Annotated in this window: 15 protein-coding genes; 11 read left to right on the top strand and 4 right to left on the bottom strand. The window is 62.4% G+C overall.

Features of this window, described 5'->3' with window-relative positions; translation table 11 throughout:
• Window positions 1–16: 16 nt before the first annotated feature.
• The 3 genes from BR24_RS03625 to hypB all read left to right on the top strand — a co-directional run bounded on the left by BR24_RS03625 (window position 17) and on the right by hypB (window position 1,872).
• Window positions 17–691, top strand: a complete 675-nt coding sequence (locus tag BR24_RS03625) for a DUF47 domain-containing protein (protein WP_496540141.1) — start codon at window positions 17–19, stop codon at window positions 689–691.
• Window positions 692–832: 141 nt separating this feature from the next.
• On the top strand, window positions 833–1,186 hold the full coding sequence (locus tag BR24_RS03620) for a hydrogenase maturation nickel metallochaperone HypA (RefSeq protein ID WP_496540140.1): 354 nt from the start codon (window positions 833–835) through the stop codon (window positions 1,184–1,186).
• A 26-nt stretch (window positions 1,187–1,212) separates the two neighbouring features.
• Window positions 1,213–1,872, top strand: a complete 660-nt coding sequence (gene hypB, locus BR24_RS03615) for a hydrogenase nickel incorporation protein HypB (protein WP_496540139.1) — start codon at window positions 1,213–1,215, stop codon at window positions 1,870–1,872.
• 562 nt (window positions 1,873–2,434) lie between these two features.
• On the opposite strand, the gene BR24_RS03610 is transcribed toward hypB, so the two are convergent.
• The gene (locus BR24_RS03610; protein ID WP_496540138.1) at window positions 2,435–3,436 is read right to left on the bottom strand and encodes a hypothetical protein; all 1,002 of its coding nucleotides are present in this window, start codon (window positions 3,434–3,436) and stop codon (window positions 2,435–2,437) included.
• Window positions 3,437–3,541: 105 nt separating this feature from the next.
• Between BR24_RS03610 and ybgF the strand changes: the two genes are divergently transcribed.
• The 4 genes from ybgF to BR24_RS03590 are packed head-to-tail and all read left to right on the top strand — an operon-like array spanning window position 3,542 to window position 6,933.
• Window positions 3,542–4,411 carry a tol-pal system protein YbgF gene (ybgF, locus tag BR24_RS03605; protein ID WP_496540137.1) on the top strand — a complete coding sequence of 290 codons (870 nt, stop codon included), beginning with the start codon at window positions 3,542–3,544 and terminating at the stop codon, window positions 4,409–4,411.
• 6 nt (window positions 4,412–4,417) lie between these two features.
• Window positions 4,418–5,632 carry a DNA-processing protein DprA gene (gene dprA / locus BR24_RS03600; RefSeq protein ID WP_496540136.1) on the top strand — a complete coding sequence of 405 codons (1,215 nt, stop codon included), beginning with the start codon at window positions 4,418–4,420 and terminating at the stop codon, window positions 5,630–5,632.
• Between the two features lie 57 nt (window positions 5,633–5,689).
• The gene (locus BR24_RS03595; protein WP_496540135.1) at window positions 5,690–6,097 is read left to right on the top strand and encodes a hypothetical protein; all 408 of its coding nucleotides are present in this window, start codon (window positions 5,690–5,692) and stop codon (window positions 6,095–6,097) included.
• A gap of 2 nt (window positions 6,098–6,099) precedes the next feature.
• Window positions 6,100–6,933 (top strand): HDOD domain-containing protein, encoded by an 834-nt coding sequence (locus BR24_RS03590; RefSeq protein ID WP_496540134.1) that lies wholly within the window; start codon window positions 6,100–6,102, stop codon window positions 6,931–6,933.
• A gap of 3 nt (window positions 6,934–6,936) precedes the next feature.
• Here BR24_RS03590 and BR24_RS03585 read toward each other — a convergent pair whose 3' ends face one another.
• The 3 genes from BR24_RS03585 to BR24_RS03575 all read right to left on the bottom strand — a co-directional run bounded on the left by BR24_RS03585 (window position 6,937) and on the right by BR24_RS03575 (window position 8,014).
• Window positions 6,937–7,425: a hypothetical protein gene (locus BR24_RS03585; RefSeq protein WP_496540133.1), complete on the bottom strand. Its 489-nt coding sequence runs from the start codon at window positions 7,423–7,425 to the stop codon at window positions 6,937–6,939.
• 13 nt (window positions 7,426–7,438) lie between these two features.
• The gene (locus tag BR24_RS03580; protein WP_496540132.1) at window positions 7,439–7,660 is read right to left on the bottom strand and encodes a hypothetical protein; all 222 of its coding nucleotides are present in this window, start codon (window positions 7,658–7,660) and stop codon (window positions 7,439–7,441) included.
• Window positions 7,661–7,747: 87 nt separating this feature from the next.
• A complete protein-coding gene (locus tag BR24_RS03575; protein ID WP_496540131.1) occupies window positions 7,748–8,014 on the bottom strand; it encodes a GIY-YIG nuclease family protein in 267 nt (88 codons plus the stop codon).
• Between the two features lie 92 nt (window positions 8,015–8,106).
• Here BR24_RS03575 and BR24_RS03570 point away from each other — a divergent pair, with 92 nt between their 5' ends.
• From BR24_RS03570 to BR24_RS03555, 4 genes are all read left to right on the top strand, one after another.
• Complete coding sequence (locus tag BR24_RS03570; RefSeq protein ID WP_496540130.1) at window positions 8,107–10,128, top strand: ABC-F family ATP-binding cassette domain-containing protein; 2,022 nt, start codon at window positions 8,107–8,109, stop codon at window positions 10,126–10,128.
• A gap of 2 nt (window positions 10,129–10,130) precedes the next feature.
• Window positions 10,131–10,535, top strand: a complete 405-nt coding sequence (locus tag BR24_RS03565; RefSeq protein WP_496540129.1) for a (deoxy)nucleoside triphosphate pyrophosphohydrolase — start codon at window positions 10,131–10,133, stop codon at window positions 10,533–10,535.
• A 115-nt stretch (window positions 10,536–10,650) separates the two neighbouring features.
• On the top strand, window positions 10,651–11,523 hold the full coding sequence (gene metF, locus BR24_RS03560; protein WP_496540128.1) for a methylenetetrahydrofolate reductase [NAD(P)H]: 873 nt from the start codon (window positions 10,651–10,653) through the stop codon (window positions 11,521–11,523).
• 19 nt (window positions 11,524–11,542) lie between these two features.
• Window positions 11,543–12,571 (top strand): aspartate-semialdehyde dehydrogenase, encoded by a 1,029-nt coding sequence (locus BR24_RS03555; RefSeq protein WP_496540127.1) that lies wholly within the window; start codon window positions 11,543–11,545, stop codon window positions 12,569–12,571.
• The last annotated feature ends 29 nt before the right edge of the window (window positions 12,572–12,600 follow it).

Genomic DNA, 12,600 nt, shown 5'->3' with positions numbered 1-12,600 from the left:
GATTAATGGAGGAACCATGTACCTGAGACTGCCTTTCTTCGGGCTGCTTGCCCGTCGCGACCCCATGGACGGCCTTGTCGAGCACTACGACAAGATCGCCGAATGCATCGGCGCCATCGACGATTCGCTGGAATGCTACGTTTCCGGCGGCGTGTGCCGCGAGTTCAAGGAACTCAAGAACGCCATCGACAAAATCGAGAGCCACGCGGACAAGATCAAGCGCAACATCCGCAACCACCTCCCCAAGGGCCTTTACATGGCCGTGGATAAGACGCTCTTCCTGAACTACACCAAGTTTCAGGACAACATCCTCGACGCCGCGCAGGACGCCCTGCACTGGCTCGGCATGCGTCCCGTGGACGTGCCGACGGACATGCAGAAGGACATCATCAACCTGCTCGACAGCGTACGGACCGCCACCGAACTCCTCGGGCCGGCCCTCAAGTCGACCATCGACCTCGTCTACGGCGAGACCATCGACCGCGAAGGCACCAAGGAGACCTACCGCAAGGTCCGCAAGGAACGCGAGAGCATCCGCAAAAGCACCAACGAACTGGTCAAGAAGATCTACAACTCCGACATGGACTTCAAAGACATCTACCAGCTCATCCACTTCTGCGAATGCCTCGGCGACATGGGCCACAGCTGCGAAAACTGCGTGGACACCCTGCGCAACATGATCGCCCGCTAAACGCGCCCCCGCAAACGCACTTCAAGGCCCGGCTCCGATTCGGAACCGGGCCTTTTTGCATACCTTTCCGGGAGCGTGTTATCTTCACGAGTTCCTTGCCGCCGTTTCCGATTTGCGGTATGCCCATGAGCCATGCATGAAATGTCGATAGTACAAAACATTCTGGACATACTCCGGGATGAAATGACCAACAGGGACATCGGCCGCCTCAAGAGGGTGGTCATCAAGAACGGCCAGCTCGCCGGCGTCGTGACCGAAGCCATGGAGTTTGCGTGGGAAGCGCTGACTCCCGGCACAAAGGAGTTCGACGGAGCCACGCTCGAAATAGTCGAGATTCCGCTCAAGGTGTCGTGCGGCAAATGCGGGACGGAATTCACCCCCGACCACAGCCGCTACATGCCCTGCCCGAGCTGCGAGGAAGTGCTCGGCCACAACGTCCTTGAAGGCAAGGAACTCTACATCGACAGTATCGAACCCGCCGACCCCGAAGAGTAGGGGCCGGGATTCACAAGGAGCATTCCATGAGCAGCGAAATTCCCATAGTACGCGACGTGCTCGAAGCAAATGACAAGATTTCCGACCAGCTCAAGGAAATCTACAAAGAGAAGAAGATCCTCTGCCTCAACCTCATGAGCTCTCCCGGAGCAGGCAAGACCAGCCTGCTCGAACGCACGCTCACAGACCTGCGCGACGAGTTCAAGATGGCCGTCGTCGAAGGCGACCTCCAGACCGACAACGACGCGAAACGCGTTGAAGCCACCGGCGCGCAGGCCGTCCAGATCAACACCGAAGGCAGCTGCCACCTCGACTCCAGCCAGATTCTGGAATCCATCAAGCAGATCGACCTTGACGGACTCGACATCCTCTTCGTGGAGAACGTGGGCAACCTCGTCTGCCCCGCAGAATTCGATGTGGGCGAAGACCATAAGATCACCCTGCTTTCCGTCACCGAAGGCGACGACAAGCCGGAAAAATATCCCTTCATGTTTCACATCTCCGCGGTCATGCTGCTCAACAAGGTCGACCTGCTCCCCTACGTCGACTTCGACCTCGACAGCGCCAGCGCCCACGCCCGCAAACTCAACGCCGACATCGAGGTGTTCCCCATCTCCTGCAGAAACGGAGACAACCTCGACAAGTGGTACGACTGGCTCAGAAAAGCCCGCGAAGCCAAGAAATAACCCCCCCGGCACGACAATCAAAAGGGCATCCCACTCGGGATGCCCTTTTTTTGCCTCCGGCGGGCCCTTCAGGCGGACCAAAGGGGCGGGCCCCCTTTGGAAACCCTGCGTTGTCAGCGGGGTTGCAGCTCGGACGCGGGCTGTGCGGCCGCGTAAACCCAGCAGCTGCAACCCCGCTGACGGGGATTCATGTGTGAACTTCTTGAATGACTTGCCCGGAACTGCCCGAGCCTTTTCTGTCCTCAGAACCAGCAACCGCCACTCACACCCAGCCAAATGATGTTGGCTGACGTATGATTTGTGCATGAATCTCTTGAATCGACAGCCCGGTACTGCCCGAGCCTTTCTGTCCCTCAGAACCAGCAACCGCCGTTCGCCCCCAGCCAAGCCGTCAACGCGCTTGGGCTTTCGGAAAGCGTCAAAGCGGCTTGGCAAGCCAGATGATTTTGGGAGATTCTCAAGAACCCTTTTGCAAAAGGGTTCTTGAGCCGCCGGAGGCCCCGAAAAAAAGAGCCCGGTGCCAGCGAACTGGAACCGGGCTCTTATGAATTCGGGATGTCCGTTAGGCCAGAGCCGTGAGGTTGAGAAACAGTACGATATTGGCGGTGTGCATGATCCAGAGGAGCAGCGCTCCGAGGAAGGCGGCCCATTTGAGGCGCAGGGGCGATTCGCTTTTCCACATGGGGGCCCAGAGGGCGATGCAGGCCACGGACGCGGCGACGGCCACGGCCCAGAGGATGCCGAGCGGCCCTTGGGTGACCATGGTCCTGACTTGCTCGGGCAGTGTTGTGAAGAGCCATCCCTGGGTGCCGAGCTGCAGGGTCATGGGGACGAAGGCCCAGAGGGCGGCGCGACTGAGTCCGAAGCGGTAGTAGTCGCGTCCGAAGTCGTCCTTGTTGCGTCGCATGACGAGGTAGGCGAGGCTCAGTCCGGCACCGGAGGCCATGGCGGCCAGGAGGTACTGGGCAGTGATGGCGGCGGTAAAGGGATCGAGAGCTGCGGGCCACTGCGGGGCGGTTTCCGCGCGCAGGGCGGGGAGCAGCTGGACGGCCCCGATGGTCCCGGCGGTGATGGTTGCGAGGGAGGCGACGGCAGCCAGCAGTCCCAGGGCGGAGTGTGCGCCTTTCTGTTTGCGCATTTTTTTCCAGAGTGGTGCCCAGAGGGCGAGCAGCAGGACACTGGCCGCGCAGAGAATGAAGACGTGGGTCACGGGGGAGTCCGGGTGTGCCAGCCACTGCTTGAGTCCGGGGAACCGCTGCAGGGCTGGGAAGGCGCTCATGCCCATGCCGAGGACGGCGAGCAGGGCGAGCTTGAGCGCCATGGTCGCGGTCTGCTGGGCGTATTTGTCAAGCAGGACTCGTTTGCCGATGCGGGCGGTCCATTCGCAGATTGCGGCGACAACGACGGCGCCGAGGGCCGCGAAGCCGATGAGGTCGGCGAGAGCCGGCAGGCTCATCTTTGCGGCTGTAGCCATGAGTTCGGTTGCGTTCATGTCGATGGTCTCCGTGGGGATGAAATGAGCGGCGAACGTGCGAACGCCCCCCGCGACGGTGTTGTGCCTCAAATCCGCTGTCGAGGCAAGGCGGGGGCATGCGGCATTCCTTGCAAAATAATCCCGTATCAACTAAAGATTGAAAAACCTTTGCCTGTCATTCAAACGGAGCTCCGGATGAAACACCGAATCCTTGCCCTTGCGATCCTTCTGAGCATATGCCTCGCCGGATGCGTGACCACCGCCAGTACCACACGGACGGACAACGCCAGCATGGAGTGGCGCATGCGCAGCCTTGAAGAGAGCTTTCTCGACTTTCGCGAAAACCAGAAGGAACAGATGCGCAGCCAGCAGGAATTTCAGGCACGCATGGAAAACCGTCTGAACGACCTTGAAAACCGCCTGACACGGGTCGCGGGCGGCGACATGTCCGAACAGGGCCCGGCGGTTTCCGGTCAGGGGCAGGACGCGCAGAAATCACAGGACGAGGACTGGGTGACGGACCTCGAGCCGGAGGAAGACGGCAAGGGGTGGACCAGTGTGAGCCCCGAAGGCAAGGCAGAGACTGCGGAGCAGGGCGAGGCTGCCGGGCAGGACGCGCAGGACGACGCGGTAGCCGAGAGTTCAGAGCCCAAACCGTGGGCAGACGTCCCGGGGCCGAAGATGCCGGACACGCCTCAGGGGCTGTACGACCTTTCCCTCGACATGTACCGCGATGGCAAATTTCCGGCAGCGCGTGAAGGATTCGACGCATTTCTTTCCAAGTACCCGGACAACAAGCTGGCCGGGAACGCCATGTACTGGAAGGGCGAAACGTACTATTCCGAAAAGGACTTCGCTCAGGCCATCCTGACGTTCAAGGAGGTGGCCATCAAATATCCGCAGCATTCCAAGGTGCCGGCGGCCATGCTGAAGACGGGCATGGCGTATGAAAAGGCCGGCGACCGTGACAACGCGGTCTTCTACATGCAGACGCTGGTTCAGGAATATCCGGACTCTTCCGAGGCCGAGGTCGCCCGCAGGCGTCTTCGCGCCATCGGCGCCTGATGAGCCATGGATCGCCAGCGGGAGTACTTTGCCTGTCTCGCCCTGCGCCATACTCCCGGCGTTGGGGCTCGCACGTGGAAATCCATCCTCCAGTCCTACCCCACCGCTTATGATGCGGTTCAGGACGCCGCTCGCTGGTCCGAGCGCGGCGCGGCCGGCAGACATGTCGCCAAGGCCTGCGCCGAAGAAGCGTGGCGGGAAGCGGCGGAGAACGAGTACCGGGACGCGCGGCACCGCAAGCTCGGCGTCATTTCGTGGCACGACCCGCTCTATCCGCAGCGACTCAAGGACATCCCGGACCCTCCGGCTTATTTCTACTATCGCGGCGACCCGTCGCTTCTGAAGGCCCCTGCCGTGGCAGTGGTCGGGGCGCGCGAGTGCACCCGCTTCGGCCTGGAAGCCGCGGACCGCATCTCCCGAGAGCTGTCGCAGGCCGGCGTGACGGTGATTTCCGGGCTTGCCGCGGGCATCGACAGACAGGCGCATCAGGCGGCCTTGCAGGGCGTGGGCTCCACCGTGGCGGTCCTTGGTACGGGTATTGACGTACCGTACCCCGCCAGCAACGTGGAGCTGCTCAAGGCGGTGAGCCGCAAAGGGTGCGCGGTTTCGGAGTTCGCCCCCGGCACGCGGCCCGATTCCAAAAATTTTCCCACGCGCAACCGCATCATCAGCGGCCTGAGCCTCGGCGTGCTCGTGGCCGAGGCGTCCGGCAGGAGCGGCAGCCTGATCACGGCCCGGCTCGCCGCGGAGCAGGGACGCGAAGTCTTTGCGCTGCCCGGTCCGGTGGGACACGCCACCTTTACCGGCTGCCACCGGCTGATCCGTCAGGGCGCGACGCTGGTGGAGGGCGCGGAAGACATCGTGCGGGAACTGCGCTATCAGTTCAGTCTCGAGCTGGCGTCTGCGAACACGGCAGACCGCGCCGTCACGGAGCAGGACGTGGCCGTGGAAGTCCCTGAAAGAGCATCGCCCCTCGGACAGATCCGTAAGGAATCCGGAAAGAAGGCGAGATACCTCCCTGAGGAGCCGCTTCCGGACCTGGAGGGCGATGAGCTGGTGCTGTTCGAGCGGCTTGTGGGCACCGACAGGCTGCATGTCGACGAGATAGCCCGTGCGCTCCAGTGGGAAAGCTCGCGGGTGAGTACCGGGCTTATCATGCTGGAAATGAAGGGGCTGCTGCGCCAACTGCCGGGCATGTGGTACACCGCCCGGGAGGCTTGAGCGCGGTTCGGCATCCGTGTAGAATCTTTCCCATCCATTGAGCAAGGAGCCTCGTGAATGCAGAAAATACCCACCGATCTGGCAAAGCCGGGCATGAAGCTGGCCCGTCCCGTGGTCAAGGACGGCGGCATCACGGTCATGGCCGAGGGCATGGAACTCACCGAGGCGCTCATCGACCGGCTTGGCAGCATGAAGATCGACAAGATCGTGGTGCACGGCAACCCCGTGGACATGGCCGGATCGGGCGGCGGCACAGCGTTCGACGAACGGCTGGCACGCATGGACCACCTGTTCCGCCACTATTCCAAAGACAAATGGATGTCCCGCGTGCGTGACCGCATGAAAGAGTATTTCCGGTTCAAGGCGGCGCAGCAGGCAGCCCGGCAGCGCGCCGAACAGGAACGCGACAAGCTCGTGGAGGAACCCGGCACCGCCGGTGAAGCCGCCAACGGCGGGGAGGAATAGGCATGGAAGACCTTCAGACCACGGTCAAAGGAGAGATCCTTTCCATACAGGACCTGCCCACGCTCCCGGGCGTTCTCGACGAAGTCTCCAGACTCGTTGAGGATCCGGACGCCTCCACCGAGGCCATCGCCAAGGTCATCTCGCGCGATCAGGTGCTGTCCGCGAAAGTCCTGAAGATGGTCAACTCGCCCATCTACGGCTTTCCGGGACGAATCGGCACCATCCAGCACGCGCTGGTGCTGCTGGGGTTCAACGTCATCCGCGGCATCATCATCTCCACCTCGGTGTTCGACATGATGGTGGCCGCCATGAAAGGGCTCTGGGAACACAGCCTCGGCGTTGCCACCGCCTCGAACATCGTGGCGCGCAACGCCGGCTTCGAGGACCCGGAGGAATACGCGGTGGCCGGCCTGCTGCATGATCTCGGAAAGGTCGTCACGGCGGTCCAGCTGCCGGAGCTGCACGACACCATTCTGGAAACGGTTCGTGAGCGGGACCTGACCTATTTCCGCGCCGAGAAGGCCGTGCTCGGGTTCGGGCACGACCGCATCAACGCGTGGCTGGCCCGGCACTGGCACCTTCCCGGCAACATCCGGGAGGCCATGAGCCGCCACCACAGCCCGCATCTTGCGGAGTTCTACAAGCCCGTGGCCTGCGTGGTGCACATCGGTGATTTCATGGTCAGGCTGTTCGAATTCGGCACGTCTGGAGACGACCAGACGGCCTATCTGCGTCCCGAAGCCATGAAGGAACTCGGCCTGAAGATGAGTGATCTGGAACGCTGCATGGACGAGCTGTCCGAGCAGATGATCGACATCGCGGACCTGAGCCTGTAGCGCCTACTTGTCCGTTGAAAGGGTGGAGTGGTGAAGCCCTATGGCCTTGACCACGCCCTTGGCAGCCTCCATGTCCACGTACCCGAGCGTGATGCACACTCCCAGATAATCCATGTTCATGGCTTCCATCTTGTTGATGGCCCGCTCGCTCTGGTCGATGGTGATCAGGCCCTTGTTGATCATGTATTCGGCGGCCCGCTGCAGGTCGGGGTCGTTCCGGTCCTGCGGCGTGTCCTTGATGGGTTCCTTCTCCTCGGGCTGGTGCTCCGCGAAGCTGATGTCCTTGCGGGCGAGGACGGCCCTGTTCTTGAGCTCCTTGAGCTCGTTCTGCAGCTGCTTCTTGCGACGGCTCAGGTGCAGATAGCGCTCTTCCACCTCCCTCTCCTCTTCCGCAAGGGCGCGGATGCGGCGGCGCATGGCGTTCATCATGGAGCGGTGGGCCCAGGCGGTGAGCAGCAGGGATATGCCGAATATGATCAGGTGCGGTACCATGGATGCCCTCTGCCTAGGATTCCATGAGATAGCGGATGTTGGCGACCTGAGTCTCGAGCCGTTCGATGTCCTGCTCGAGGACCTCGGACTTGAGCTCCAGCTTGTTCTTCTTGGCCCTCACCGAGGTGTGCTTGCGGCGAACGTGGTCCGAACAGGTCTGGAACTGGACGAGCAGCACGCCTATCTCCACGAAGAAAAGCAATGCGAGAAGCATGTATAGTGTTGCGTCGTCCATCGAAGGGTCTCCTCTTCAAACGAGCATTACATACTCTCTATGGTGTAAATATTCAAGCAAAAGAGGCTCCTCGGCAGAAAACGAGATTTATTCCGCTTCAAACGCCCCGTGCGATGCGAGAAACGCCTCTTTTTCTCGGCGGGGGCGTTTTTTGACGGCCATCTCCAGTCGTAGCGCCGCGCTCTTTCCCTGCACCTCCACGCTGTGCACCAGTTCGACAGGGAGGCGGGAGCGCGTATAGCGGGCTCCCGAGCCGTCGTTGTGCGCGGCCAGCCGCCTTTGCAGATCAGTGGTTATGCCGCAGTAGAGAGTCTCGTCGACGCAACGGACCAGATAGACGTGCCATGTTCGCATGGCTAACGGAATACCCTCGGGATGCGCAGCAGTCAAAGCTGCTCTTGCCTTCGCGCGGCTGCCGTTATATCCCCCTTGCGGAAGGTAAACACATGTCGAAAATCACCGTCAATTCACTCGCAATGCACTTCGGCGGGGAAGAAGTCTTCTCCGACGTCTCCTTTGAAGCCGGACCGGGCGTGCGCATGGCCGTCACCGGCCCCAACGGCTGCGGCAAGTCCACGCTGCTGCGCATCCTCGCCGGGGTCACTGACCACGACGCGGGCACGGTCAGCATCGACCGCGGCGCACAGATCGGCTACGTGGCGCAGGAGCTCTCCGGGGACGACCTCGAACGCAACCTGCTTGCGTGGGTCATGGACGCCCTGCCGTCATGGAGCGGGTTCTGGGAACGCTGGGAAAAGGCCGTGGCCGACGGCGATCAGGCCCGGATCACCGAGCTCTCCCACGAGCAGGCCGAGTTCGAGGAGAAGTACGGCTACAGCCCGGAACACAAGGCGCGGGCCATCCTCACCGGGCTCGGGTTTTCGGAGGAAGACCTGTTCAAACGTCTCGCGGAACTCTCCGGCGGCTGGCGTGAGCGCTCCAAGCTGGCCCGCGTGCTGCTTCAGGGCGCGGACGTGCTGCTTCTGGACGAACCCACCAACCACCTCGACCTCGAAGCCGTGGAATGGCTGGAGCAGTATCTGCTCAACTTCCGCGGCGCGCTTGTCTTCGTGGCGCACGACCGCGTCTTCCTGAACCGCGTGGGCACTCATGTGCTGTTCCTCGGCGGCAGGCGGAGCGTGCTGCGCAAGGGCAACTTCGACGATTTTCTGGAATGGCAGGAGGAGGACGCCCGCCAGCGCGAGAAGGAAATGGAGAAACTCTCCGCGCGCATCGAGCACGAGCAGAACTACATCAGCCGCTTCCGGGTCAAGGCCCGCAAGGCCGCGCAGGCCCAAAGCAAGATCAAGAAGGTCGAGAAAATGGCCGAAGAGCTTGATCAGATGAAGAAGCAGGGCTCTTCCACGCGGGTCAAGGGCCGCTCTCTCGCCTTCAAGCTCCCGGCGCCGGCCCGGGGCGACAAGGTCGCCATCGCGGGTGTGGATCTGCGCTTCGCCTACGACAAGAGCAACCCGTCCGTCTGGGACGGCCTGAACTTCCAGCTCTACCGCGGGCACAAGGTGGCCCTCATGGCTCCCAACGGCGCGGGCAAGACCACCCTGCTCAAGCTCATCACCGGCGACCTGACGCCGGATGAGGGGCACGTGAAGATCGGCAACAAGACAAAGCCCGGCTACTTCAGCCAGCATCAGCACGAGATTCTGAACCTCGACGGCACCGCCCTGTCCGAGATTCGCCGCCTGAGCGATCCGAACCTCACCGAGGAACAGCTCATGGGCGTCCTCGGTCTTTTCCTGCTCGGCGAAGACTTTTTCGACCGCAAGGTCTCCGGGCTTTCCGGCGGAGAAAAGAGCCGCCTGCTGCTGGCCAGCCTCTTTCTGGCACACCCGAACCTGCTCATCCTCGACGAACCCACCAACCACCTCGACATCGAGTCGCGCGAAGGACTCATCGCCGCTCTCAAGGACTACGAAGGCACGCTCCTTTTCGTAGCGCACGACCGCTACCTGCTCTCGGAAGTGGCCGAGGAGGTCTGGGAGCTCTCGTCCTCGGGGATAGAACAGTACCTCGGCGGCTTTGCGGATTACGACGAGAAACGGCGTCAACGCCTGGCCGAGGCCGCGCGGGCGGGCAGCGGCAAGTCCTCTGCGAGACAGGAAGAAGCACCGGCCCTTGACGAGAAACCTGCGGAAACCCGTCGGTTGAGCAAGGAGGAGAAGCGGCGTCAGGCCGAGCGGCGCAATGCCCTGTACCGCGAACTCAAGCCGCTCAAGAAGGACTACGCCAAGCTCGAGAGCGACCTCGAGAAGGCCATGGAGGACCACGGCCGCCTCGAGGCGGCCCTGAACGACCCCGCCACCTACGAAAAGCCCGAGCTGGCCGTGAAGTCCCAGTCCGAATACACCGAGGTCAGCGACTGGGTGGACACCCTCATGGCGCGCATGGGCGAACTCGAGGAGCGCATCGCCGACATCGAGCGGCAGCGCGGCGAGTTGGAGGAAGGCTGACCGTGACGCGCCTCATCGACGTGGCCGCAGGTATCCTCTGGCGCGACGGGCTCTATCTGGCTGTGGACCGCCCCAAGGGCGAGTGGGCCGGATGGTGGGAGTTCCCCGGCGGCAAGGTCGAGGACGGCGAGGAGCCGGACGTCGCGCTTGTGCGGGAGCTTCGCGAGGAGCTCGGCGTGGAGGTTCGCGGCTTCGAGTTCTGGTGCGAGAAGGTCCACCACTACCCCCGGCTCTCGGTACGCCTGCTGTTCTACCACGTCACCGTTTTCGACGGCGATCCGCGCAGCCTTGAAGGACAGAGCTTCGCATGGGTGCATCCCGAGCGCCCCGAGGGCATCCGCTTCCTTCCGGCCGACGACGACATCGTGGCCGCTCTCGCCGACGGGGCCGGTCCCAAGGGGAAATGATCCCGCCGCAAACCGCCGGTTGAAGCCTGACGGGAAAAGGAGTATCTTCATTGGCCCTTCCCGCGCCATGGTCAGTGCGCGGGTGGGATACACCGTCAAGCAAAGGAGTGATGCATTGCGGATCTGCGATTCGATTCGTCCGAATTCCCCGTTCATTTCCCTTGAGTTCTTCCCGCCAAAAGAGCGGGACGCGTGGCCGAAGTTTTTCGACGTGGTGGACAAGCTCAAGACCCTCGACCCGCTGTTCGCCTCGGTCACCTACGGAGCGGGCGGCGGCACGCAGGACAACACCCTGGAAATCGCGCGGCGCATCAAGGCCGATCACGACATCGAGCCGCTGACCCACCTTACCTGCGTGGGTGCGTGCGACGAAGCGCTCAAGGACTACGTGGGCGCGCTTGAGGACGCTGGAATCGAGAACATTCTCGCCCTGCGGGGAGACCCGCCCAAAGGCGAGGAGAACTTCGATTTCAACAGGCAGGAGTACAAGCACGCCACCGATCTGGTGGGCTTCCTGCGCCGGCACTTCAAGAAGATGTGCGTGGGCGTTGCCTGCTATCCGGAGCCGCACCCCGAATCCCCGAGCGTGAGCTTCGACCTTGCCATGAGCAAGCACAAGGTGGAACAGGGCGGCGAATTCATGGTCACCCAGCTGTTCTTCGACAATCGTGTCTATTTCGATTTCGTGGACCGGATGAAGGCCATGGGCGTGGACGTTCCGGTGATTCCGGGCGTACTGCCCATCATGAACATCCGCTCGGCCAAGTTCATCCTCGGCCTCTGCGGCGCCAGCATCCCGGGCAATTTCCTGCACGAGCTGGAAAAGGCCAACGACGAGGGCGGTGACGACAAGGTATACGAGGTCGGCATGGCCTACGCCAAACGGCAGGCACAGGACCTTATCGACAGGGGCGCTCCCGGGGTGCATCTGTACACCCTCAACAGCGCCAAGGCCTGCCTCGAACTGGGCAGCAGCCTGAAGTTGTAAGCTTTTGGAGAGTGAAGCTATGAGCAAGAAGGAATTTCGCGTCGCGGTATGCGGCGCAACGGGTGCCGTCGGTCAGGAGATGCTGGCCACGCTGGCACAGCGCGACTTCCCGGCATCGGAAGTCATCCCCATGGCCTCGGCCCGCAGCGCCGGCAAGACCGTGGAATACAAGGGACAGGAGCTGACGGTCGTGGAAATGACCGAGGACTCCTTCACCGGAATCGACGTGGCCCTGTTCTCCGCCGGAGGCGGCCCGTCCCAGAAGTTCGCCCCGGCGGCCGCCAAGGCAGGCTGCGTGGTGGTGGACAACTCCAGCGCATGGCGCATGGACCCCGAATGCCCGCTCGTCGTACCCGAGGTGAATCCGCAGGACCTCGACTGGCACAAGGGCATCATCGCCAACCCCAACTGCTCCACCATCCAGATGGTCGTGGCCCTGCAGCCGCTGCATCTGGAAGCCGGAATCAAGCGCGTGGTGGTCTCCACCTATCAGGCCGTCTCCGGCTCCGGTCAGGAAGCCATCGACGAGCTCGAAGAGCAGACCCGTCGCCTCATGAACGGCAAGCCCATCGTTGCCGAGGTATACCCGCACCAGATCGCGTTCAACTGCCTGCCGCAGATCGACGCGTTCCTCGACGACGGCTATACCAAGGAAGAGATGAAGATGGTCAACGAGACCGTCAAGATCATGGGCGACGCCAGCATCAAGGTCACCGCCACCACCGTGCGCGTGCCGGTCTTCTACGGCCACTCGGAGTCCGTGAACATCGAGACCGACGAGAAGCTCACCGCCGAGGACGTGCGCACCCTGCTGGCCGCCGCCCCGGGCGTGACCGTGGTGGATTACCCGGAAAAGCTGGCCTACCCCATGGCCATCGACTCCGCGGGCGAAGACGATGTCTTCGTCGGCCGCATCCGCGAGGACAACACCATCGAAAACGGCCTGAACATGTGGATCGTGGCCGACAATATCCGCAAGGGCGCCGCTCTGAACACCGTGCAGATCGCCGAGACCCTCATCGAACGCGACCTGCTGCGCGTGCCCTAGCAAGCAAACAATTCATCCGGTCCGGGGAC

Source organism: Pseudodesulfovibrio halophilus DSM 5663, assembly GCF_059568665.1.
The sequence above is the reverse complement of the archived record's forward strand: the minus strand, read 5'-3'. Positions and strand labels throughout refer to the sequence as shown.